Genomic DNA, 23978 nt, shown 5'->3' with positions numbered 1-23978 from the left:
AAAATTTAAAATGGAATTAGACGAAAAAAAATATTTATACCTTTTATTTTTACTACCAATTTTGGTATGTATTTTTCTTTTCAATGTATATTGGAAACGAAAAAAACAACGCGAATTTGGTGATATAGAAATGGTCAAAAAACTGAGCCCTGAAAGTTCTGTTTTTAAACCAGTATTAAAATTATCGATTATCCTTTTGGCACTTGCCTGTTTGATTATTGGACTTGTAAATCCAAAAATAGGGACAAAAATGGAAACCGTTAAACGCGAAGGAATCGATATTGTTTTTGCTGTCGACGTTTCTAAAAGTATGCTGGCCGAAGATGTTGCGCCAAATCGTCTTGAAAAAAGTAAACAAATTGTTTCGCAAATTATCAATCAGTTAGGAAGTGACCGAATTGGAATTGTAGCTTACGCCGGAAGTGCTTTCCCAGTTTTACCGATTACTACTGATTATAGTGTTGCCAAAATGTTCCTGCAAAGTATGACTCCAGATATGGTTTCGTCTCAGGGAACTTCACTTGATGAGGCAATTCGTTTATCATCAACTTATTTTGATGAAAAAAGCAAAACAAGCAAGTTATTGATTTTGATTTCTGATGGAGAAGATCATTCTGAAGGCGCTTCTGCAGCTGCCGAAGAAGCCAATAAATTGGGAATGAAAATCATTACAATTGGAGTTGGAACTGAAAAAGGAGGAACAATTCCGTTAAAAGAAAATGGCATTGTTAGAAATCATCAGAAAGATCAAAACGGAGAAATTGTAATAACTAAATTAAATCAGGAAGGTTTAAAAACTATTGCAAAAGCAACAAAAGGCGGTTATGTTTATGGCGGCAATACCAAAGAAGTTTTGGATTACGTTAAAAATGCGCTGAACAATATTCAAAAAACAGAGTTTGAAGCAACGCAAATGGCCGAATTTCAATCGCAATTTCAATGGTTTCTTGGTTTCGCTTTTCTATTATTATTCTTAGATATTTTCCTTTTGGAAAGAAAAACAAACTGGATAAAAGAGCTGAATTTATTTAATGAAAAGAAATAATTGTTTCGCAAAATTCCCGAAACAAAAAAATAAAAAATTTAGAATGAAAAATTTACTTCTTTATATTTTACTAACGTTTTCCTTAGCAGTTTCTGCTCAGGAGAAAGACAAAACATTGCCAAACGGGAACGAAGAATATAAACAGAATAAATTTGTTGATGCCGAAGCGAATTATAGAATTTCACAGTCAAAATTTCCAAAAAAAGCAGCTGCTTCGTACAATTTAGGAAACACTATTTATAAGCAAAACCAAATTTCGGAAGCCAAATTCGCTTACGCGAAAGCGATAAAAAATGCTAAAACAAGACCTGAAAAACATACTGCTTATCATAATTTAGGAAATGTTTTCATGAAAGAGAAAGATTACACGCAGGCTGTTGAGGCATACAAACAAGCATTGCGAAATGATCCAACTGATGATGAAACTCGTTACAATTATGCTTTGGCCAAACAAAAACTAAAAGAAAATCCTCCTAAAAAAGATAAAGACAAAAATAAAGACAAAGACAAGGATAAGGATAAAAATAAAGACAAGGACAAAGACAAAGATAAAAACAAGGACAAGGATAAAGATAAAAAAGACGATAAAGGCGATAAAGACAAGGATAAAAAAGACGGCAAAAATGATCCGAAAAAAGATGATAAATCTGATAATAACGGACAGCCAAAACCACAACCTGGAGGAATATCAAAAGATCGTGTTCAAAATTTATTAGATGCGGTTAACAATGAAGAGAAGAAAGTTCAGGATAAAGTAAACGCCCAAAAAATAAAAGGAAGTCCTAAAAAAACAGAAAAAGACTGGTAGGATTTTTAGGCTAATCGTTTAACTGTTTATTTATTTAATCGAATAAACAGTTAAACGATTAAACAATATAAAAGCGATTAAACGGTTAAAACAAATAAACGATTAAACAATTTAATGAAAAGATTTTTAATATTATTTCTATTCACTTTTCAAGGGCTTTTAGCTCAAGTTCAGTTTGAAGCCAGAGTCAGCAAAAACACGCTTGGCCTCAACGAAAGACTTCGAATTGACTTCATCATGAATGTTGATGGAGACAACTTTGAACAGCCTAATTTTGATGGATTTAAAATCGTAGCCGGACCAAGTCAGCAAATAAGCCAGTCATGGGTTAATGGCCGAAGCTCTTTTCAAAAAATATATTCTTATATTTTACAACCTGATAGAAAAGGAAATGTAACAATTCGTCAGGCTGCAATTGAATTTAATGGACAGATTTACAAAACTTCGCCTATAAAAATTGTTGTTACAAATGCCGTTGCCCAAGAGAGAGATCCAAATGACAGACCGCAAGGACAAGGAAGTGAAACTCTTAATCTGGTTGCCGAAATTTCAAAAACAAATCCTTATCTGAACGAACCAATTACGGTTGTTTACAAATTGTATTTCAATAATATTGGGGTTACTGGTTTTAAAGAATTGGCAAAACCAAAATACAATGATTTTTGGAATCAAAACATTGATATTAAACAATTATCAATTGAAGAAGGAAGTTTTCAGGGTCAAAGATGCTATTTTGTGATTTTGAAAAAAACAATCCTGTATCCTCAAAAATCAGGCAAATTAACAATCGAACCGCTTTCATTGGATATTGGTGTACAATTGCCAACAAATCGTCGCGATATGTTTGGTCAAATGATTATTACCGATGACAATAAAGTAGTTTCGGCTGGAGCCAAAACAATAAACGTAAGACCGCTTCCTGAAACTGCAAAACCAGAAGGTTTCAGCGGTGCTGTTGGAAAATTCAACTTTATTGTTACACCATCTAAAACAAGTGTAAAAAGTGGCGAAGGTTTGGATTTAGTTGTAAGTGCTTCCGGAAGCGGAAACATGAAACTGTTTACTTTACCAAAACCAGTTGTTCCAAATGCGCTGGAAATGTATGATCCGGTTCATGATGAAAAAGTGACAACTTCTTTAACTGGTATGTCGGGAAGAATTTCAGATAAATATACTATTGTACCACAATACAAAGGAAAATATATTATTAAGCCAATGCAGTTTTCGTATTTTGATTTGAGTACAGGTTCATACAAAACAATCACTTCACAGGAAATTGCGATTGATGTTTTAGATGGCCCAATGCAGGCTGAAGCAAATAGTACAGCAAATGCGGCTAAAAATGTTATTTCAAAAACAGATCAGTTTAAATATATCAAATCAAGAACTTCTTTAGTTTCTATCGCTAAAAATGATTTTTATGGTTCTGATTTGTATTATGCCTTGTTGTTTGCACCTTTCATCATTTTGCCAATTATAATCATTGCTAAGAAGAAAAAAGAAGCAATTGATGGCGACGTTGCTGGAAACCGAATCAAAATGAATAATAAGCTGGCTAAGAAATATTTGTCTGAAGCTAAAAAACAGCTTAACAACAAAGAAGCATTTTATATCGCGCTGGAAAAAGCAATGCATAACTTCCTGAAAGCGAAACTGCATATTGAAACTTCAGAGATGAGTAAAGATAATATTCGTGAATTGTTGTTGTCAAGAAATGCAAACCCAGAATCTGTTCAAAGCTTTATTAATTTGACTGAAAACTGCGAATTTGCACGCTATGCTCCGGCATCTAGCGCTTCGATTCAACAAGATTTTGACAAAGCCGTTTTGATTATTTCAGAATTAGAAAAACAGATCGTTTAGTTTAAAGAAAATAAAATGAAAAATATAGTCTATCTCTTTTTATTCATCACACAGGTTTTCTTTGCTCAAAGCTTTGAAAAAGGAAATGCCATGTACCAAAGAGGCAATTATCAGGAAGCTATTCAGGCTTATGAAGGTGTTGTAAAAGAAAAAAAACAAGAATCGGCTGAGTTGTATTTCAATTTGGCTAATAGTTATTATAAGCTAAATAAAGTTGCTCCGGCGATATACAATTATGAAAAAGCTTTAGTTTTAAAACCTCATGATCCGGAAACACTAAACAATTTAAAATTTGCCAAAAAACTAACAATTGACGAAATTAAAGAAGTTCCGAAAGTTGGTTTCGCAAAACTAATACAGAATTTTACCGGTATTTTCGATTATAATACCTGGGCAAAAATTTCGGTTGGAATTGCATTTCTTTTCTTATTGAGTTTTATCGGCTATTACTTTTCACAACTGACGCTTACAAAAAGAATTTATTTTATTGGAATGTTTGTTCTTTTGGTTGCTTTAGGATTGAGTGTTTCAGCAGGAATGTCTGAAAAAAACCATTTTGATAATGATCGTCCAGCAATTGTTTTTGCTGAATTAAGCGAAGTACGAAGCGAACCTCAAAAAGGCGGCGCAGCAATTTTCCTATTACACGAAGGTGCAAAAGTTTATGTAACCGAAGTTTTAGGTCAATGGAAAAAAATCGAATTAACCGATGGAACTGAAGGCTGGATTGATGGTTCAACTATTAAAGAAGTAAAGTAAATTTTTAAAAATAATACAATAAAAAAATCCCAAATTCCAATTCTTAAACTGGAGTTTGGGATTTTTATTTTGTTCTTGAATTATTCAGCAAACATTAATGTGGCATAAAAAATTTAATAATAAAATAAGTTTTGCCATTAAAAATCTTATATGTATTCAAGTGTCAAATTTAAAAAGTATAGATTTTTAAAGGCGTAACACAATAATCCAATTTCACATCCGATTCAAAGACATCATCAATCTGATTTACGGCTTCAAAAAATGAAAGTCCAATTTTTATCGTTTCTGGTCGGCATTCTGCTAAGAATTTATCGTAAAAACCTTTTCCATAACCAATTCGGTTTCCATGAATATCAAAAGCTAAAAGCGGAACAAAAACAACATCAATATTTGAACTCTGAACCTGAAGACCGTTTACTGGTTCCGGAATATTGTATTCGTTTTTTTTAATTTTCGTATTATCGGTCAATAAAAAATGTGTCATTGCGCGCGTTTCAAAATCACTTTTTGAAATCACAATTTCTTTATCTTTTCCGGAAAGCAAATGCAAAACAAACTCTGTATCGACTTCTTTATGTTCGACAATTGGAAGAAAAACATGAAAGTATGTTTTATCCCAAATCGGTAGCGGGATTAAATTATTAGCAACAGCCAGACTTTTTTCTTCAATTTCTTCTTCAGAAAGTGCTGCACGCAGATTTTTGTAATGTAATCGAAGTTCTTTTTTATTCGTCGGCATTTTCAGGTTTTTTAGAGATATGGTAAATGGCATCACCTTCGTAAACAATTGGCGAATGATTGGCATTAATTATAAATCCGTCATGAGGTGCTTTTACCTTTTGCTCAAATTTCCCAAAAGGATCTGTAATAATCGCTAAAATAGTTCCTTTTGTCACAAACCTCCCGATTAAATTAAAATCATGAAGCAGACCAGAACATTTTGCACGAAGCCAAACTGAATTTTTAATATAAATTGAAGGCATCGGTGCAGCTTCAACAAGTTGTTTTGAATCAAGCATTCCAAGATAATTCAACAATCGTTTTGTTCCCAAAACACCTTCATTGGCAATATCATTATTAATGTCCAACGATTTTCCGCCTTCAAAAAGCAGCATTTTCACATTTGCTTTTTCAGAAGTATTTCTAAAAGAACCTCCAATATTTTTAGAGTACAAAGTAAATGGTGCATTAAAAACATCGGCCAAAACTTTCAATTCGGGATTATTCTCTGTAATTCTGATTTGCGGAGCATTAAATCGGCTTGCTCCTCCGGCATGAAAATCTACTGCATAATCTAAAATCGGCAAAATTTCTTCGACAATATGAAATGCGAATCGGCTAGCAAGAGAACCTTTTTTGCTTCCTGGAAAAACCCGATTTAAATCGCGTCCATCAGGAAACTCGCGCGACTTGTTTACAAAACCATACATATTGATAATTGGAATACAAATTATGGTTCCGCGCGCCGGTTTATTGATTTTTTTGCTGATAATCTGTCGTACAATTTCAACACCGTTTATTTCATCGCCGTGAATTCCTGCTGAAAACAAAACAACAGGGCCTTCAATTTTTGAACGGCGAACAATTACTGGAATATTAAGTTTTGTAGTCGTATGCAATCGTGCGATTTCAACATTAATCGTTCTGCTTTCTCCAGGCAAAATTGCTTCATCGAAGATAACTAAGGGCTTGCTATTTTTCATGTAGAATTATAAAAGCTAAATATAGAAATTATTCTTTTGATTTCGTAAATTTGAAACTAAATCGATAGTAAGCTTTTTTTGATAAATCGGAATGATTTTTGAAATTGCTTGTCATCTCTCTTCAGAAACAAAAAAGAATGCAAAAACCGTCCTTAGATCTTCAAATTCTAACCTTGCCAGACAATCCTGGCGTATATCAATATTATGATAAAGACGGAAAGATTTTATATGTTGGAAAAGCCAAAAACTTAAAAAAAAGAGTTTCCTCCTATTTCAATAAAATTCATGATACGGCTAAAACGAATGTTTTGGTCAAAAAAATTGTGACTATAAAACATATCGTCGTTCCAACAGAAACCGACGCGCTTTTACTGGAAAACAATTTAATCAAAACACTTCAGCCACGATATAATGTACTACTTCGCGATGACAAAAGTTATCCTTGGATTTGTATAAAAAAAGAACCTTTTTCGAGAATATTTTCTACAAGAAGAATGGTTAAAGACGGTTCTGAATATTTTGGACCATACACTAATTTCAAAACGGTCCATACGATTTTGGAATTAATCAAAGAATTATATCCGTTGCGAACCTGCAATTATGATTTAAGTAAATCCAATATTGATTCCGGAAAATTCAAAGTTTGTCTGGAATATCATATTGGCAATTGTAAAGGTCCATGCGAAGGTTTAGAACCTTTGGAAGAATATCAAAGACAAGTCGATGCGATTCGTGAAATTTTGAAAGGGAACTTCAAAGAAAGTTTAAAGGATTTCAAGAAATTGATGAATAGTTATGCCCAAAACTTACAATTTGAAGAAGCGCAAAAAATCAAAGAAAAAATCGAAGTTTTGGAGAACTATCAATCCAAATCTACTATCATAAATCCGAAGATTACAAATATTGACGTTTTCTCAATTGTTTCAGACGAAAGTGCTGCTTTTGTAAACTTTCTTCAGATTTCACATGGTTCTATTATTCGTTCGCATACTTTGGAAATGAAGAAAAAACTGGATGAAACCGACGAAGAATTATTAGAATTAGCAATCGTCGAACTTCGTGAACGTTTTCAATTGTTATCAAAAGAAATTATTGTTCCGTTTGAAATTGATTTGGGAGAAAACATCAAAACGACCGTTCCGCAACTTGGTGATAAAAAACAGATTTTGGATTTGTCGATTCGAAATGCTAAATTCTATCGAATCGAACAGTTGAAACAATTACAAATTGTAGATCCGGACAGACATACAAATCGAATTATGGCACAAATGCAAAAAGATTTGCGTCTTCCGGTTGAACCACGCCATATTGAATGTTTTGATAACTCGAATATTCAGGGAACAAATCCGGTTGCAGCTTGCGTTGTTTTTAAAGATGGGAAACCTAGCAAAAAAGATTACCGTCATTTTAATGTAAAAACCGTTGAAGGCCCTGATGATTTTGCTTCGATGACTGAAATTGTGGGCCGACGCTATAAAAGATTATTGGAAGAAAATGAACCTTTGCCTCAATTAATTATTATTGATGGTGGAAAAGGACAATTATCAGCTGCGTTAAAAAGTATTGATGAACTGGGCTTACGAGGAAAAATTGCCATTATTGGAATTGCAAAACGTCTTGAAGAACTTTTTTATCCCGGCGATTCGATTCCGTTATACCTGGACAAAAAATCGGAAACGTTGAAAGTGATCCAGCAATTGCGTAATGAGGCGCACCGATTTGGAATCACATTTCACCGCGACAAACGAAGCAAAGCAGCGCTGAATTCTTCGGTTGAAAGTATTCCGGGAATTGGCGAAAAAACCATGCTGACTTTGATTCAGCATTTTAAAAGTGTTAAAAGATTAAAATTAGCATCCGAAAAAGAAATTTCAGATGTAATTGGAGTTTCAAAAGCCAAAAAAATTGTCGACTTTTACAAAACCAACTAGCTGCTTTTTATGTACTTAAAAAAAGTGTTCATTTCACATACTCTGTCGAAAGGTTTTTTTTCCAATTCAATCTGGAACGTTGCAGTCGTACTTTTTATATTGTTACTTCTTCCAGAGAAATCATTTTCACAGGAGATAAAACAAGACAGCGTTAAAAGACCAAAAATTGGTTTAGTTTTAAGCGGCGGCGGCGCAAAAGGATTTGCACATATTGGTGTATTAAAGGTTTTGGAAGAAGCCGGCATCAAAATCGATTATATTGGTGGAACCAGCATGGGATCTGTAATTGGCGGACTTTATGCCACTGGTTATAATGCATCACAAATTGATTCGATTTTCAAGAAAACAAATTTTGACGAATTGATCAACGATTATATTCCGCGTTCTTCTAAAAATTTTTATGGCAAAAAAAATGACGAATTGTATGCCATTACTTTGCCTTTCAGTAATTTCAAAATTGGAATTCCAGAAGCACTTTCAAAAGGAATGTATAATTACAATCTTTTAAGCAGCTTGACCAGAAATGTTCGTCATGTTCGCGATTTCAATAAATTGCCAACTCCATTTTTGTGTATTGGAACAAATATTGAAACTGGCGAGGAAGTATTGCTTAACAAAGGTAATTTGGTGCAGGCTATGATGGCCAGTGCTGCTTTTCCTTCGTTATTTACACCGGTCGAAATTGACGGAAAACTTTTGGTCGATGGCGGCGTGGTCAACAATTATCCAATTCAGGAAGTGCGTAACCTTGGAGCCGACATCATTATTGGTGTCGATGTACAAGATGATTTACAGAATAGAAAAGGGCTAAAAAATGCAACCCGAATTTTAGTTCAGATCACCAATCTTCAGTCGATTGAGAAAATGAAAAGCAAAAGAAAAGAAACCGACGTTTACATAAAACCAGATATTCGTGATTTTGGCGTAATTTCATTTGACCGCGGCGAAGAAATAATCAGAAAAGGAGAAGAAGCTACTTTTGCTGTTTACGAAAAAATCAAAACATTAGTTACGGAAGAAACTTTTTATAAAAAACCAAAACTCAAAGTCAGCAGTGATACTTTAGAAATAGAAAAAATTAATGTCGATAAATTAGACAATTACACTAAAGAATATATTAACGGAAAACTGCGTTTTAAACCCGGAAGTACCATCACATATGATGATTTAAAAACCGGAATGAACAATTTAGATGCAACTCAAAACTTTAGTACAATTTCATATTGCCTGCAACCGGGAGATAAAAACGGTGACAATTTGGATCTTGTTTTGAAAGAAAACCCAACCCAAACGTATCTAAAACTTGGTTTACATTATGATGGACTTTACAAAAGTGCCATCTTATTAAATCTAACGCACAAAAAAACATTTCTAAAAAATGACGTTACTTCCTTAGATATTATTTTAGGAGATAATTTTAGATATGATTTTAATTATTATATCGAAAACGGATTTAATATCAGTTTTGGATTTCGCTCAAGATTAAATCAATTTAACCGAAATGTGACAACAAGCATAAGCCGACTTGAGCAATCAAATCCAAATGTAAACCTTATTAATGTTGATTTTTTTGATCTTACCAATCAGGCTTATTTTCAAACTATTTTTGTTCAGAAATTTTTGATGGGCGGTGGTTTAGAATATAAATATTTAAAAATCAATTCGCCAACACTGGCAAATGAAGGAAACATTATTGACAAAAGTAATTACATGAGTGTTTTTGGATACTTAAAATACGACTCTTTTGACAAAAAAACTTTTCCTCGTTCTGGTTTGTATTTCTCCAGCGACATACAAACTTATTTAGCTTCTTCTGATTACACCAATACTTTTAAACCGTTTTCTATGGCAAAAGCCGAAATCGCATTTGCCAAAACATTATTTAGAAGAGCAACTGTCAAAATTGGTGCCGATGCCGGATTTAATATCGGAAGCGATAGTGTTCCTTATTTCGATTATATTTTAGGAGGATATGGTTATAGCAAAATCAATAATTTTAACTACTTCTATGGTTATGATTTTCTGAGCATTGCTGGCAACAGCTACATAAAAACAGATATTACATTGGATTATGAACTTTTCAAGAAAAATCACGTAAACTTTTCTGCCAATTTTGCCAATCTGGGTGACGATATTTTCACGACAGTTGATTGGATTTCTATGCCAAAATATACTGGTTATGCTTTAGGTTATGGATTAGAAACTATTATTGGTCCAATTGAAATCAAACAATCGTGGTCGCCAGAAATGTCAAAAAGCTATACATGGTTTAGCATTGGATTTTTATTTTAAGAATTGAATCAGGAATTGTTCAATAAATTTGAGGTATTTTTTTGTTATCAAAAAATTATATCAAAAAAATCAAAATAATTAGTGTTATAAATAATATAATTTTTAATTTTACTCGTCAAAAATTACGACATTTGTTATAATGAAAACAAATTGGACAGGTTTATTAGAGTATCTTCAATTCCTTATCAAGAGAAATCCTGAATAATGGCTCTATCGAATTGAAATAATTGGTCAATTAAAAAATTGAACTAATTATTAACTCTGCAATTCACATTTTCTAATTATCTAATTCACAAATTATCTAATTGAAAAAGCCATGCCATTATATCATAAACTTGGAGATTTTCCTCAAAAGAGACACACCCAATTCGAAAAACCAAACGGGGGTTTTTATTACGAACAATTATTTGGAACAGAAGGTTTTCACGGACATTCGTCTTTGTCATACCATGTTCACAGACCAACTCAGGTAAAAGAAATTTTAAATTCTTATTCGGTTGAACCAAAAATTGCAATCGGAAAAAACATAAAATCACTTCTATTTAAAGGTTTTGAATTAAAACCTGAAAATGACTTTTTGGATAGCCGAAAAGCAATGTTAGTCAACAAAGACTGTATCATTGGTTTGGCAGCTCCAAAAAAATCGCTTCGAAATTATTTCTACAAAAATGCCGATGCCGATGAAATGCTTTTCATCCATAGAGGAAAAGGAAAATTAAGAACCATGTTAGGAAATATTCCTTTCGAATATGGTGACTATTTGATTATTCCGCGTGGTATTATTTATCAAATTGATTTTGAAACAGAAGACAATCGTCTATTTTATGTAGAATCATATTCTCCATTTTATACACCTAAACGATATAAAAACCAATCAGGTCAACATTTAGAGCATTCTCCATTTTGCGAGCGTGATTTTATTTTGCCAAATGAATTGGAAACACACGACGAAAAAGGTGATTTTTTAATTAAAATCAAAAAAGAAGGCATGCTACACGAAGTGGTTTATGCTACACACCCTTTTGACGTTGTGGGTTGGGACGGATATAATTTCCCATACGGATTTTCAATTCACAATTTCGAACCTATAACGGGACGTGTTCACCAACCGCCTCCGGTACATCAAACTTTTGAAACGGCAACTTTTGTCGTTTGTTCATTCTGCCCAAGACTTTACGATTATCATCCGAAAGCAATTCCGGCTCCATACAACCACAGCAATATTGATTCTGACGAAGTTCTATATTATGTTGATGGTGATTTTATGAGCCGTAATAATATTGAGCAAGGTCATATCACTTTACATCCAAAAGGAATTCCGCACGGTCCGGCACCGGGTGCAATGGAACGCAGTATTGGTCACAAAGAAACTCAGGAATTAGCCGTTATGGTTGATACTTTCAGACCACTTATGGTTACGGAAGAAGCTATGGGATTAGATGATGGTCAGTACTATAAATCCTGGACGGAATAGTTAAACTACTTAACCGCAAAGGTCGCAAAGATTTTACGCAAAGAACGCTATGATTACTTTGCGAACCTTGCGTAAAATCTTTGCGCCCTTTGCGGTTAGAAAAAAAATCTTAAAGCAACATTTCGGAAAATCAATTAAACGATTAACCGATTAAACAAATAAACATCATGTCAAAAGAAGTTAAATCAGTCGAATACGGATTAGAAAAAATCTTTGAAGGAGCACAAGATTTCCTTCCATTATTAGGAACAGATTATGTAGAATTCTATGTTGGAAATGCAAAACAATCTGCACATTATTATAAAACTGCTTTCGGATACCAGTCATTGGCTTATGCCGGATTAGAAACTGGTGTAAAAGACAGAGCATCCTATGTTTTGAAACAAGACAAAATCAGAATTGTTTTGACTACGCCTTTAACAGCTGATTCTCCAATCAACGAACATTTGAAAAAACATGGTGACGGAGTAAAAGTTGCAGCGCTTTGGGTTGAAGATGCCACAAAATCTTACGAAGAAACAATGAAACGTGGCGCTCGTTCTTTTATGGAACCAACTGTTGAAGAAGATGAATTTGGCCAAGTAATCCGTTCAGGAATTTACACTTACGGAGAAACCGTTCATATTTTCGTAGAAAGAAAAAACTATAATGGGGTTTTCTTACCAGGTTATAAAGAATGGAAATCAGATTACAATCCAGAACCAACGGGATTAAAATATATTGACCACATGGTTGGAAATGTTGGTTGGAACGAAATGAATACTTGGGTAAAATTCTACGAAGACGTTATGGGATTCGTGAATTTCTTATCTTTTGATGACAAACAAATTACCACAGAATATTCTGCTTTGATGAGTAAAGTAATGTCTAATGGAAACGGAAGAATTAAATTCCCAATCAATGAACCAGCAGAAGGAAAGAAAAAATCTCAAATTGAAGAATATTTAGATTTTTATGGCGGGCCTGGAATTCAGCACATCGCCATTGCTACAGATGACATCATTAAAACAGTATCACAATTAAGAGCTCGTGGTGTTGAATTTTTATCAGCTCCACCACATACATATTACCAAGCAATCCCAGAAAGATTGGGCGTTCATATGGATATGATGAAAGAAGATATTAATGAAATTGAAAAGTTAGCTATCATGGTTGATGCCGATGAAGATGGCTACTTATTACAAATTTTTACGAAGCCTGTTCAGGACAGACCAACATTGTTTTTCGAAATTATCCAAAGAATGGGTGCAAAAGGATTCGGCGCAGGGAACTTTAAAGCCCTTTTCGAGTCGATTGAAAGAGAGCAAGAATTGAGAGGAACATTATAAAAACACTGATTTTTTACATTATGCAGAAAAATTCTCGGTAAAACGTTGGTTTTTATGCAAATGTTATGTTAAACTTACCTTTTGCTATTTCTTTTTTGAACTTTCTATCTATCTTTGCACTCGCAAAACAAAAGGGGTGGTTTCCTTTTGGATTGATATAAATTTCATAATTTATAGTTTTTTGGTTAGTTAATAGCATAAAAACTCAGTCATTACTTGACTGAGTTTTTTTGTTTTGGTACATTTGGAATAGAATTTGCAATTATCCTCATAAATATTTGTAAAACAGTACTATGAAAAAATTAATCCTCACTATATTCATCCTCACAGCCTTTAGTTTTGATACACAAAAAGAAGACGCTTTCGACACAGGAGAGTTCTTTAAGTTCAGAATTCACTACGGAATTATAAACGCCGGATATGCTACACTCGAAATTAAAGACGCAACAATAAATAATAAAAAAGTTTTTCATGCCGTGGGTAAAGGTTACACAACTGGCATGTCTAAATTTTTCTTTAAAGTTGAAGATTTATACGAAAGCTATTTTGATAGAGAAACCGGAAGCCCATATCGTTATGTGAGAAAAATTGATGAAGGCGGTTATACCAAAAATCAGGAAGGTTTTTTTAATCAGGCAGAAAACAGAGTTTTGGTAAAAGATTACAAGCGAAAATCTGAAAAAACCATTGTAACTACTGATAATGTACAAGATATTGTTTCTTCATTTTACTACTTAAGAAATCATCCAAATATTGATAAATTAAAATCAGGAGAAGCCATTATAATTGACATGTTTTTTGATGACGAAATCACAAAATTTAAGTTAAAATATATAGGTCGTCAAGATATTACAACTAAATTTGGCACCGTTTCTACGATGGTTTTTAGACCATCTGTACAGAAAGGAAGGGTTTTCAAAGAAGAAGAAAGTTTAACACTCTGGATTACAGACGACGACAACAAAGTTCCTATTAGAATTAAAGCAGATCTTGCTGTTGGATCACTCAAAGCAGATCTTGATGAATATAAAGGATTAAAAAATCCATTTAAAGCAAAAAAATAATGAACCTTACTGATCATTCAGAATCAATTTTAAAAGAAATTGATCAAAAATTCCAAGCTATAAATCAAAAAACTGATGTTCAGTTAGAAGGATTGCTTTGGTCAAAACCAATTACATATTGGGATTATATTCAAACCGACGCTCTTTTAAATTTACAAATACAACGTACCACACTTCCTGATGAAATGGTTTTCATTATGTACCATCAAGTCAACGAATTAATCTTTAAAATGATTTTGTGGGAAATTGACCAAATTGCTGAAACAGAAAATATTCAGGTTGATTTTTTCAGCGAAAGACTTTCAAGAATCACACGTTATTTTGACATGCTTACCAATTCGTTCAGTATTATGGAAAACGGAATGGACGTCGATCAATATATGAAATTCAGAAATACGCTTACTCCAGCAAGTGGTTTTCAGAGCGCACAATATAGAATGATCGAATTTGCATCGACTGATGTTATCAATTTAACTGACAGAAGATACAAAGCCAACTTTGACGAAAACACCGATTTAGAAACCAGTTTCGAACATTTGTATTGGCAAGCAGCTGGAAAAGATTATCAAACTGGAGAAAAATCATACTTGCTTAACGAGTTTGAGAAAAAATACAAAGAGCAGTTTTTAAGACAAATGTCATCGTTCAAAACGAAAAATATTTGGCAAAAATTCACACAGCTTCCTATTGAAGATCAACAAAATACGGAACTAATTGCCGCAATGCGCCATTATGACAAAACGGTAAATATTACCTGGGTAATGCAGCATCTTAATACTGCAAGAAAATATATTTTGGAAAGCGGAAAAGGCAACGGAGAAGCGACCGGAGGAAGTGACTGGCAAAAATATATGCATCCAAAATACCAAAGACGCATCTTTTTTCCTAAATTGTGGACCGAAGAAGAATTGTCCAATTGGGGAAATGAATAGAATATTTTAGTTTCCCAGAAAAATTTAAAAAGTTTGAAAAGAGCAGTCGTAATTTTAATAGTCTTGTTTTCTGTTTTCTCATGTAATAAAAAAGAGGAAATAGTTGAAAACAAAATTACCAAACCTAAAACCAAAAAAATAGAATTCGGGTTTAATTACGCAGACTATAATGTAGTTAATGATACCTTTTCAAAAGGAGATTCTTTTGGATCCATTTTTCAAAGTCAGAATATTGGTGATAAAAAAGTATTCGACATAGTGGAGCAAGTTAAAGACTCTTTTAACGTTAGAACAATTCGTTATGGCAAACCTTTTACATTGCTTCGTTCAAAAAACAAAACCAACAATCTTCAGGTATTTATTTATCAGCCAGATGCACTAACGTATTATGTTATTGACTTAAGAGACAGTATTGCAAAAGCTTATAAAAAAATAAAACCTGTAACCTTAAAAAGAAAAATTATTGGTGGTGTTTTAAAAAGTTCTCTTTCAGAAACTTTAGGAAATGAAAGTGTCGAAACAGCACTTGCCAGCAGAATTACAAAAGTCTTTTCATGGTCGATTGACTTCTTCAAACTTAAAAAAGGTGATCGCTACGGATTAATTTTCACCGAAAGATTTATCAACGGAAAAACATACGACGGAGTTGAAGAACTTGAAGCTGCCTTTTTTGAATATAAAGGAAAAATCGTTTATGCATTCCCTTTTGAAAAAGATACGCTTTCAGGAAAAATCGAATATTATGACGATCAAGGAAGAACACTTAAAAATTTCTTTCTAAAAACTCCAATCAAATTCAGCCGAATCACTTCAAGATTTACAATGAACAGATTTCATCCTGTGCAGCATACCTGGAAAGCGCACAAAGGAACAGATTATGCCGCTCCAACAGGAACTCCAATTTCTACGACTGCATCTGGAGTTGTTGAAGCAACAGGATATACTGCAGGAAACGGAAACTTTGTAAAAGTAAAACACAACGGAACCTACTCTACTCAATATTTACATATGTCTAAAATCTTGGTTCGTCGCGGACAACGCGTTACACAAGGACAAACTATTGGATTAGTAGGAAGCACCGGTTTAGCTTCAGGACCACACGTTTGTTACCGTTTCTGGAAAAATGGCGTACAGGTTGATGCGCTTCGTTTGAATTTACCAACTGGAGAGTCTCTCACAGGAAATGATAAAACACGTTTTGCAAAACAAATCGAACCTTTGAAAAGAGAATTGGATAGTATAGGGAATCTTTAATTTTTACTAAAAACTCAATTCAAAAAAATAGCAAAACATGAAAAACGCTCGGCTTAAAGCAATTTATAGTGAAACTTTTTCAGGTTTAAAGCTATTTTACAGAGACACCAATCTTTCTGAAAACTTAATTTCGAATTATAAAGTCGGACAAATAATTCAAGAAAAAGGTTTTACTGACATGACTTCTCTTGGTGGAGGCCTTTCTGGAAATTTCAGATATTTAATTGCTAGTGCACATCCCAAAGATTTATCAAAATTTAATCCTGATTCCGCAAAAATTGGTCACTTTCTTTTGGACACAATTGCTTATTTTAAAGTTTTGGATATTCAGAAAATCGGAGACAAAACTCAAGTTTTTCTTTTAAATATTCCAGACAATTCGCTAACTCTTTTTAAAAATTCATCTTCAAATCTGGAAGAAGAAATTATAGAAAAAGCAAGAAAAAAATTCAGTGACAAAATAAATATTGCTTTAATTCCAGAATTACAAACCGAAAATTGGAAGGAAAGAACCAAATCTCCAATAGGAATGAATGAAATTGGAGAACTGTTTTTTGATGATTCTAAAATTAAAATGGAATCGCCAAAAAGAATTGAAATTGATACCGAAAAGAAAACTATTGAAGTAAATAAAAAACCTTGGTGGAAGGTTTGGTAATCTGATTTATGAAAAAACTGCTAAAATATTCCCTCCTCATTGCTTTTATTTCATGTCAAAATAAACCGTTTGAAATTAGTTTTGACACCTATAATGATTATAAAACAGAAACTAATTTGAGATTAACTGGTTGGTTCCCGAATATCATCAAATCGGATTCTTACAATCTAAAAAGCGGTTCTCACCTTGGCTCTTGCAACTTTGTAAAATTCAACTACTCTAATAATAAGACTTACGATTCCTTATTCTTGAACAGTACAAAAGTTCCTCTATTTTCATTTCAACAAAAAATAAAAAAATACGACGAACTAAAACCAAATTGGTTCCCAGATTATAATGAAATAAATAACACCGATTTTGAAATCATAAAAACCGATAGGTATGATATTGCAAGAAAGAAATCTACACATGAAATCTTTTGCTTCTGTGAAAATTAAACTTTTAAGAATAAAATAAAAAACATTAAAAACCAACCCCAAATAATGACTGAACATTTTATCGCTTTTAAGAATTTCCCAACACGCATCCAAGCCAAAGAACTTGAAATATTATTGGACAGAAATAATATTAAATCTGTTTTAGCCGATAATATTGCTCCAGTTGATATCACTTTTTCAGGAAGTACTTTACAAAATCAATACGAAATAAAAATTGACCCAGCTGATTTTGCAAAAGCCGAAGCTATTTTGGAAAAAGACACTGAAAACATTCTAAATGAAGTTGACAAAGATCATTACCTTCTAAGTTTTTCAGATGAAGAATTGTACGATGTTCTTTTAAAATCAGACGAATGGAATGTTTTTGATTATAAATTGGCTCAAAAACTCTTAATTGAACGAGGTAAAAATATCGATTCAGAAGTACTTGCTTCCTTAAAAAAAGAGCGTTTGCAAATTTTAGCAAAACCAGAAGAACCTCAAAAATCCTGGATTACTGTTGGTTATATATTTTCTCTTTTAGGTGGTTTCCTTGGAATCATTATTGGATATCTTCTTTGGACTTCTAAAAAAACATTACCAAACGGCGAACGTATTTATTCATATAATGAGGACGATCGAAAACACGGAAAAACTATTTTTATTCTTGGAACGATAATTTTTCCTTTAGCACTTTTAATCAAAATCCTCACTACCAATTAATTTCTTTCAAAAAAACAACATCCGTTTATGCGAACATTTATTTTATTCGTAATTCTCTTTAGTCTTGTATCTTGCGAAAAAGGAAAAGAAACTTTGCCAAAAATAGATTCTCACGCTGTAAGCTCTAAATCAAAATCACCAAAAAAACTTTCTTTTGATGAACAATTAAAAGCTATAAAAAAAGGCACGTCAAAAGATTCTGTTTTATCAAATGACATTGAATTTATCAATAATTTCATTCTTAAAAGAAAATTCAAACTAGATATTTCAAAGTACGATGCTGAAGGGAAAAAGAAAGAATGTGATCCTATTAGGCTTCAAAAAAAACTCTTTAATGAATTTTACAATGAAGGCTTTAATAATCTAGGAGATTTAAATGGTGATAAAAAAGCAGACTCAGTATTTGTTTTACATGCATTGAATTATTGCGAAGAAGGTGATTCTTATTATTTCACAGATAACAGTATTCCTAGAATTAGTACTGATTCCAATTGTTGCCACCCAACAAGTATCATAAATATTGGAGATATTAACGAAGACGGAAAAAGCGAAATTGCTGAGTACTATTCTTCCTGTGCAAGCCGATATAAAGCAATTACCATATACAGCTTAAAAACCAACAAGTGGAAAAAAATAAAATCATTCTCTTTTGTTTTAAACGAAAAATACACAATTGACAAAGATTTTAAAAAACTCTTTAAAAAGACTTCAAAAAATCATCTTAAATATTTTGTGATTAGTGACATCACTATAGACGACAAGCTAGTTACAGAATGGAAAAACATTAGAATAGATTAGAATCTAAGCCTTGATATTCAATAAAACGTTTTCGTAACTAATTGTTATATAATCGTGAACCGTTACCCTTTTAAAAGTTATTTCAGTATTTTTGTGTTTCTAAAAAAACAAACCACATAATAAAATACAAATGGCTTTAAACACAACAAACCCAACTGGGACTGAGGCGTGGAAAAATCTGCAAAACCACTATAACGCAATTCACGAAACTACGATACAAGAATTATTTCAGCAAGATAATGCACGCGCTGAAAAATTCAACTTACAATGGAATGACTTTTTAGTAGATTATTCTAAAAACAATATCAGTCAGGAAACTATTGCTCTTTTATTAGAATTGGCAAATTCTATTGGATTAAAAAACGCAATTGCTGATTATTTTGGAGGAGAATTAATCAACAAAACTGAAAATCGCGCTGTTTTGCATACGGCTCTACGTGCTCCGGAATCGGCAGTAATTAATGTTGACGGAGAAAATGTAATTCCGGAAGTTTACGAAGTAAAAAATAAAATCAAAAATTTCACAAACGAAGTAATTTCTGGAGAAAGAAAAGGTTTTACAGGAAAAGCTTTTACAGACGTTGTGAATATTGGAATTGGAGGTTCAGATCTTGGCCCAGTTATGGCGGTTGAAGCTTTGCAATTCTACAAAAATCATTTGAATTTACATTTCGTTTCTAATGTTGACGGCGATCACGTAAACGAAATAATCAAAAAATTAAATCCTGAAACGACATTATTTTTAATTGTTTCTAAAACTTTTACCACTCAGGAAACACTTTCAAATTCTGAAACTATTAAAGAATGGTTTTTGAAATCGGCTTCTCAGGAAGATATAGCAAAACATTTCGTTGCAGTTTCTACAAATATCCAGAAAGTAACAGAATTCGGAATTAATCCAGACAACGTTTTCCCGATGTGGGACTGGGTTGGAGGAAGATTTTCTCTTTGGAGCGCTGTTGGATTGAGTATTGCATTGGCAATTGGCTTTGATAATTACAACCAATTATTAGTTGGAGCTCATGATATGGATAACCATTTCAAATCAGCAGAATTTGACGAAAACATTCCGGTAATTTTAGCTTTATTAAGCGTTTGGTACAATAATTTTTATGGTGCCGAAAGTGAAGCTTTGATTCCATACACACAATATTTATCCAAATTGGCTCCGTATTTACAACAGGCAACTATGGAAAGTAATGGAAAAAGTGTTGGTCGTGACGGAAAACCTGTGAACTACCAAACTGGAACAATTATCTGGGGAGAGCCAGGAACAAACTCGCAACATGCATTTTTCCAATTAATTCACCAAGGAACAAAAAGAATTCCAACTGATTTCATCGGATTTGTAAAACCACTTTACGGAAACGAAGATCATCACGATAAATTAATGTCAAACTTTTTCGCTCAGACAGAAGCTTTAATGAATGGAAAAACTCCGGCACAAGTTCAAGCAGAATTTGACAAACAAGGACTTTCTGCAGAAAAAGCATCTTACTTATTGCCATTTAAAGTTTTCACAGGAAACAAACCAACGAACACAATTTTGATTGAAAAGTTAACACCAAAAAGTTTAGGTTCGTTGATTGCATTATATGAACACAAAATTTTCGTTCAGGGAATTATCTGGAACATTTTCAGTTTTGATCAATGGGGCGTTGAATTAGGAAAACAATTGGCAAATTCAATTCTGGATGAAATAAATTCTAAAACTGTTAAGACTCACGACAGCTCGACAACATTTTTACTAAATCACTTTTTGAAGAATAAATAAATCACAAATTTACAACAAACTGAAACGCCTTAATTTACTTAAAATTAAGGCGTTTTTTCATACAAAAAATAACATTACACCCTCTAAAAAGGTGCTATTTGAAAGTTTACTGCTACAGCGCTGTTGAAATTATTATCATTTTAACAAAATATAATAGATAAAATCTACAAAAACGTTATTTAATTTAATGAAAAAAGAAAAAATCATTTTAATGCGCAACAGAAAACGTAAAACTAATTTTTCTTAACATTTTGATAACATTATCTGATTTTATTGTTATAATTTTGCCAAAAACAATAAACTAAATAACAAATGAAGAAAATGAAAAATTGGTTACTTACTGGACTATTTTTTATGATAGTTTCAACCGTATTTTCTCAAGGAAAAGTTACTGGTACAATTACCGACGCAACGGGCGGTTCATTACCAGGAGCAAACGTAGCGATCAAAGGATCATCTACAGCTACTTCAACAGATTTTGATGGTAAATTTACCATTAATTCAACAACGGGTTCAGGAGAGATTGTTGTCTCTTTTATCGGTTATGACAACAAAACTGTAAAATTTACAGTATCAAATGGCTCAACTACAAACTTAGGTGAGATTACTTTAGCATCTAACTCAAACGAATTAAGTGAGATAGTCGTAAAAAGTACAGTAATTGACGTTGCTAAAGACAGAAAAACTCCGGTTGCTGTGTCTACAATTAAAGCAGCTGAAATTCAACAAAAACTTGGAACTCAAGAGTTTCCAGAGATCTTAAAAAACACTCCTTCAGTTTATGCAACTAAATCAGGTGGTGGTTTTGGAGACGCTAGAGTTAACATTCGTGGTTTCAACCAAAACAACATTGCGGTTATGATCAACGGTATGCCAGTTAACGACATGGAAAATGGTTCTGTTTTCTGGAGTAACTGGGCTGGTTTATCAGATGTTGCTTCTGTAATCCAAGTTCAAAGAGGTTTAGGAGCTTCTAAACTTGCTACACCTTCTGTAGGAGGTACAATCAACGTTATCACAAGAACTTCTGACAAAAAAGAAGGAGGATCTTTCTCTTCTGGATTTGGAAACGCTAGAAACTTCAAAATTCAAGGTTCATACAGTACAGGGAAATTAAGCAACGGACTTTCTGCTTCTGTATTATTATCTCAAACAATGGGAGACGGATATATCCAAGGTACTCAATTTGAAGGGTCAAACTATTTTGTTGCTTTAGGATATACAACTAAAAACAACAAACATGATGTTCAGTTAACAGTAACTGGTGCTCCACAATGGCACAACCAAAGATCTACTGCATCTACTATTGCAACTTACCAACAGTATGGAACTAAAGAAGATCCAAACACAAGATACAATGCTGATACAGGATACTTGAATGGTGAAGAATACAACATCAGAAAAAACTACTACCATAAACCAATTGCATCTCTTAACTGGGATTATGCAATCAACGAGACTACAAAACTTTCTACTGTATTGTACGCTTCTTGGGGACGTGGTGCTGGAGCTAGTGCAACTGGAGGTATTAAAGGAAAAGCATACAATGACGTATTGGCTTTCAGAAGAGCTGACGGTTTAATCGATTATGATAAAATCTACGCTTACAACTCTGGACAAACTGTTACAATTGGAGGCCTTACAGGTCCTCAAACAAGAACAAAAATTGGTGGAGTTTACCAAAACAGTTCATTCTTCAGTGGATCAAACGCTGATTGGAACGCACAGACAAATACAAATACATCAGGTATTTCTCAAACTTCATCTATCAACTCTCATGACTGGTATGGTGCTGTAATCAACTTAAACAAAAAACTATCTAATACTTTAACTTTAGATTTTGGTTTTGACGGAAGAACTTACAGAGGATATCACTATACAGTTGTAAATGATTTATTAGGTGGTGGAGAATATTTCGATAATTTTATCGCTGATTTAAAACCAAACGGAAGACACCTTACAACTACTTACCCAACAACTGTTCAATGGAACGTTTTTGATAAGAAAAACTATGAGAAAATCTCTTTCAATAGTACTGGTAACGTAAAATGGTACGGTTTATTTACTCAATTAGAGTACTCTAAAGATAACTTAAGTGCATTTATTCAAGGAGCTGTTTCTCAACAAGGATACAAAAGAGAAGATGATTTCGTATACAAATCTGGAGATCCATTAAGATCTACTCCTTACGAAAATGTATTAGGTGGAAACGTAAAAGGAGGTGCTAACTACAACATCAACGAAAAACACAATGTATTCGTTAATGCTGGTTACTACTCAAAACAACCTTTCTTTAACTCAGTTTACCCTAACAACAGATCTACAGTTAACCCTAACTTAACTAACGAGAAAATCTTAGGATTTGAAGCAGGTTACGGATTCCGTTCTAAATATTTTACTGCAAACGTAAACCTTTATAACACAAACTGGGATGACAGATACTTAAGAGGTAATGCTCTTCCAGCTAACACAGTTCCTGGTCTTGCAGCTAACACTACTTATACAGAATACGTAGGTCTTAACGAGGTTCACTCAGGATTTGAATTCGAAGGTAGTTCAAACATCACAGACAAATTAAGAATTACTGGTATGTTCTCTTATGGAATCTGGGAATATAAAGGAAACGCTACTGTAAATGCTTACTATACAGCTGACAACAGCCCAGTTCCTGGATATTCTGCAACTCAAATCTACATGGATGGAGTAAAAGTTGGTGATGCAGCTCAAATGACAGCATCTTTAGGAGCTTCTTACGAAGTTTTAACAAGATTCTTTTTAGATGCTAACTACAACTACAATGACAATTTATATGCTGGAATTAGTCCAATTAACTTTGCTTCTCCAACAAACAAAGGTTCATTACAATTACCTGCTTACGGTTTAGTTGATGCTGGTTGGTCATACAAAATGTTAGTTGGTCAAAACAAAGATAAATCTGTAAACTTCAGATTAAACATCAACAACGTATTTGATAAAACGTATATCGCTGAATCAAGAACAAACATTTTCGCTGATGACAATGTAAGTTCAACAAATCCAGCTTTAGGAACTTACGCTTCTAATAACAGATTGTACAAAGGAGTAGCTGATGCTAACCAAGTATTCTTCGGATTCGGAAGAACTTGGAACTTCCAATTACGTTACGATTTCTAAAAT

The 23978-nt window shown here is 33.2% G+C and carries 19 protein-coding genes; 17 read left to right on the top strand and 2 right to left on the bottom strand.

The features are described from left to right. Nucleotides 1-10 precede the first annotated feature (10 nt). The 4 genes from FN795_RS15890 to FN795_RS15875 all read left to right on the top strand — a co-directional run bounded on the left by FN795_RS15890 (nucleotide 11) and on the right by FN795_RS15875 (nucleotide 4475). Nucleotides 11-1045, top strand: coding sequence for a vWA domain-containing protein (locus tag FN795_RS15890; protein ID WP_035653057.1), 1035 nt, complete (start codon nucleotides 11-13; stop codon nucleotides 1043-1045). Between the two features lie 43 nt (nucleotides 1046-1088). Further along, nucleotides 1089-1853: a tetratricopeptide repeat protein gene (locus FN795_RS15885; RefSeq protein WP_142451504.1), complete on the top strand. Its 765-nt coding sequence runs from the start codon at nucleotides 1089-1091 to the stop codon at nucleotides 1851-1853. Nucleotides 1854-1967: 114 nt separating this feature from the next. Then, the gene (locus FN795_RS15880) at nucleotides 1968-3716 is read left to right on the top strand and encodes a BatD family protein (RefSeq protein WP_142451503.1); all 1749 of its coding nucleotides are present in this window, start codon (nucleotides 1968-1970) and stop codon (nucleotides 3714-3716) included. A gap of 15 nt (nucleotides 3717-3731) precedes the next feature. Then, nucleotides 3732-4475, top strand: a complete 744-nt coding sequence (locus FN795_RS15875; RefSeq protein ID WP_142451502.1) for a tetratricopeptide repeat protein — start codon at nucleotides 3732-3734, stop codon at nucleotides 4473-4475. A 169-nt stretch (nucleotides 4476-4644) separates the two neighbouring features. On the opposite strand, the gene FN795_RS15870 is transcribed toward FN795_RS15875, so the two are convergent. Together FN795_RS15870 and FN795_RS15865 are read right to left on the bottom strand one after the other, a co-directional pair. Beyond that, entirely contained in the window at nucleotides 4645-5214 is a 570-nt protein-coding gene (locus tag FN795_RS15870) for a 5-formyltetrahydrofolate cyclo-ligase (protein WP_142451501.1), read from the bottom strand. Further along, nucleotides 5201-6178, bottom strand: coding sequence for a succinylglutamate desuccinylase/aspartoacylase family protein (locus FN795_RS15865; protein ID WP_142451500.1), 978 nt, complete (start codon nucleotides 6176-6178; stop codon nucleotides 5201-5203). Before FN795_RS15865 ends, FN795_RS15870 begins: the two co-directional genes overlap by 14 nt. Before the next feature lie 137 nt (nucleotides 6179-6315). Between FN795_RS15865 and uvrC the strand changes: the two genes are divergently transcribed. The 13 genes from uvrC to FN795_RS15800 all read left to right on the top strand — a co-directional run bounded on the left by uvrC (nucleotide 6316) and on the right by FN795_RS15800 (nucleotide 23975). Continuing rightward, a complete protein-coding gene (gene uvrC / locus FN795_RS15860; RefSeq protein WP_142451499.1) occupies nucleotides 6316-8109 on the top strand; it encodes an excinuclease ABC subunit UvrC in 1794 nt (597 codons plus the stop codon). A gap of 9 nt (nucleotides 8110-8118) precedes the next feature. Further along, the gene (locus tag FN795_RS15855) at nucleotides 8119-10401 is read left to right on the top strand and encodes a patatin-like phospholipase family protein (RefSeq protein WP_142451498.1); all 2283 of its coding nucleotides are present in this window, start codon (nucleotides 8119-8121) and stop codon (nucleotides 10399-10401) included. A 316-nt stretch (nucleotides 10402-10717) separates the two neighbouring features. Then, nucleotides 10718-11875 carry a homogentisate 1,2-dioxygenase gene (locus tag FN795_RS15850; RefSeq protein ID WP_142451497.1) on the top strand — a complete coding sequence of 386 codons (1158 nt, stop codon included), beginning with the start codon at nucleotides 10718-10720 and terminating at the stop codon, nucleotides 11873-11875. Nucleotides 11876-12042: 167 nt separating this feature from the next. Continuing rightward, complete coding sequence (hppD, locus tag FN795_RS15845; RefSeq protein WP_142451496.1) at nucleotides 12043-13203, top strand: 4-hydroxyphenylpyruvate dioxygenase; 1161 nt, start codon at nucleotides 12043-12045, stop codon at nucleotides 13201-13203. A 293-nt stretch (nucleotides 13204-13496) separates the two neighbouring features. After that, on the top strand, nucleotides 13497-14267 hold the full coding sequence (locus tag FN795_RS15840; RefSeq protein ID WP_142451495.1) for a DUF3108 domain-containing protein: 771 nt from the start codon (nucleotides 13497-13499) through the stop codon (nucleotides 14265-14267). Beyond that, nucleotides 14267-15199 (top strand): tryptophan 2,3-dioxygenase family protein, encoded by a 933-nt coding sequence (locus tag FN795_RS15835; protein ID WP_142451494.1) that lies wholly within the window; start codon nucleotides 14267-14269, stop codon nucleotides 15197-15199. Before FN795_RS15840 ends, FN795_RS15835 begins: the two co-directional genes overlap by 1 nt. A 33-nt stretch (nucleotides 15200-15232) precedes the next feature. Next, nucleotides 15233-16453 (top strand): M23 family metallopeptidase, encoded by a 1221-nt coding sequence (locus FN795_RS15830; protein WP_142451493.1) that lies wholly within the window; start codon nucleotides 15233-15235, stop codon nucleotides 16451-16453. Nucleotides 16454-16490: 37 nt separating this feature from the next. After that, the gene (locus FN795_RS15825; protein WP_142451492.1) at nucleotides 16491-17111 is read left to right on the top strand and encodes a hypothetical protein; all 621 of its coding nucleotides are present in this window, start codon (nucleotides 16491-16493) and stop codon (nucleotides 17109-17111) included. 8 nt (nucleotides 17112-17119) lie between these two features. Continuing rightward, nucleotides 17120-17548 carry a hypothetical protein gene (locus tag FN795_RS15820; protein WP_142451491.1) on the top strand — a complete coding sequence of 143 codons (429 nt, stop codon included), beginning with the start codon at nucleotides 17120-17122 and terminating at the stop codon, nucleotides 17546-17548. Nucleotides 17549-17593: 45 nt separating this feature from the next. After that, on the top strand, nucleotides 17594-18250 hold the full coding sequence (locus FN795_RS15815; protein WP_142451490.1) for a hypothetical protein: 657 nt from the start codon (nucleotides 17594-17596) through the stop codon (nucleotides 18248-18250). Nucleotides 18251-18277: 27 nt separating this feature from the next. Beyond that, nucleotides 18278-19048 carry a hypothetical protein gene (locus FN795_RS15810; RefSeq protein ID WP_142451489.1) on the top strand — a complete coding sequence of 257 codons (771 nt, stop codon included), beginning with the start codon at nucleotides 18278-18280 and terminating at the stop codon, nucleotides 19046-19048. Between the two features lie 130 nt (nucleotides 19049-19178). Beyond that, nucleotides 19179-20822 carry a glucose-6-phosphate isomerase gene (gene pgi, locus FN795_RS15805; RefSeq protein ID WP_142451488.1) on the top strand — a complete coding sequence of 548 codons (1644 nt, stop codon included), beginning with the start codon at nucleotides 19179-19181 and terminating at the stop codon, nucleotides 20820-20822. A gap of 312 nt (nucleotides 20823-21134) precedes the next feature. Next, entirely contained in the window at nucleotides 21135-23975 is a 2841-nt protein-coding gene (locus FN795_RS15800) for a TonB-dependent receptor (RefSeq protein ID WP_142451487.1), read from the top strand. Nucleotides 23976-23978: the final 3 nt, after the last annotated feature.

This window comes from Flavobacterium resistens, from assembly GCF_900182645.1.
GTDB lineage: Bacteria > Bacteroidota > Bacteroidia > Flavobacteriales > Flavobacteriaceae > Flavobacterium > Flavobacterium resistens.
Note: the sequence above shows the minus strand (reverse complement) of the source record. Positions and strands in the feature narration are given on the sequence as shown.